This window comes from Kitasatospora sp. NPDC003701 (assembly GCF_053587085.1).
The window spans coordinates 1-1,408 of record NZ_JBSFNM010000171.1 but is presented as its reverse complement, the minus strand read 5'-3'; the positions used below and the strand labels follow the sequence as shown (position 1 = coordinate 1,408).

At 73.2% G+C, this 1,408-nt stretch carries 1 protein-coding gene; it reads right to left on the bottom strand.

Annotated elements, in window-relative coordinates; genetic code table 11:
* On the bottom strand, nucleotides 1–1,408 hold a 1,408-nt coding region (locus ACWDRR_RS44450; RefSeq protein WP_449778044.1), incomplete at both ends, for a polyketide synthase dehydratase domain-containing protein.

Sequence of the window (1,408 nt, the reverse complement as noted above, 5' to 3'; positions counted from 1 at the left end):
CCCTCCAACTCCCCGCACAACTCCCCCACCCCAACCGCAGCCGCCCCCGAACGACTCACCAACACCAAACGCCGCACCCCGTGCCCCACCACCAGATGCCGCGCCACCACACGACCCAACGCCCCCGTACCACCCGTCACCAACACCGTCCCCCCGGCCAACCCACCCGAAGAAACAACCTCCCCCGAACCACCCTGGCCGCCCGGCACACTCACAGCACCCGCAACACCCGACACCCGCACCAACCGCGGCACCCGCACCACACCACCACGCACCGCCACCTGCGGCTCACCCAGACCCACCACACCCGCCAACAACCCCACCGAACACCCGGCACCCTCCACATCCACCAGCACCAGACGACCCGCAAACTCCGCCTGCGCCGAACGCACCAACCCCCACACCGCAGCACCACCGAGATCCACCACATCCGACCCCGACCCCACACCCACCGCACCAGCAGTCACCACCACCAGCGGGACGCGCGATGCCCACTCGGTGTCGAACCAGCGCTGGAGTGCGGCGAGCACGTCCGTCGTCACCGTACGGACGGCAGCGGCCACATCGGAGCCGGTCGTCGCGGAGCCGGCTACGGCGAGCCCGGGAACCGGCAGGAGCACCATGTCGGGAACATCCGCTCCCGAGGCGACGGCGGACAGCAGGTGATCGAGGTCCGCGTGGCTGTCGACCGTGCCCTGGTCCGCAGGCAGGCCGGTCGCGAGCCCGAAGGCATCCGCACCCACCACGGCGTACCGTGCGGCAGCACCGGGGCCGGTCGCGGTGGCGACGGCGGTGGCGACCGGCGGAAGCTCGGGCCAGTCGAGGGCGAAGAGCGGCGCGGTCGCAGCCGTGCCCGCCGCCTCGATCTGCTCGGCCGAGACCGGCCGGAGCAGGAGGGACGCCACCGAGGCCAACGTCCGCCCCGAGAGGTCCGACAGCTGCAGGGAGACCGCGTCCGGACCGGCCGCGGAAACCCGCACCCTGGCGCTCGACGCGCCGGAGACGTGCAGCGACACCCCCGACCAGGAGAACGGAAGCCGGGTCCCGCCGGTCTCCGCCGACGTCAGGCCGACAGCCTGCACCGCTGCGTCCAGCAGTGCGGGGTGCATCCCGAACCCGGTGGCCCGCACCTCCGGGCCCTCGGTCAGGGCGACCTCCGCGAGCAGGTCGCCGTCGTGCCGCCAGGCCCGGCGAAGGCCGCGGAACAGCGGCCCGTAGGCGAAACCCAGCGTCTCCGCCTGCTCGTAGAAACCGTCGAGGTCGACGGCCTCCGCGCCGGCCGGCGGCCAGTCACCCACCGCCACGGGCACGACGTCGGCCGAACCCGCACCGACCGCCAACGAACCCGCCGCATGCCGACGCCACGGCTCCTCGACCCCATCCGCACCCACACCCTCGGGCCGCGAGT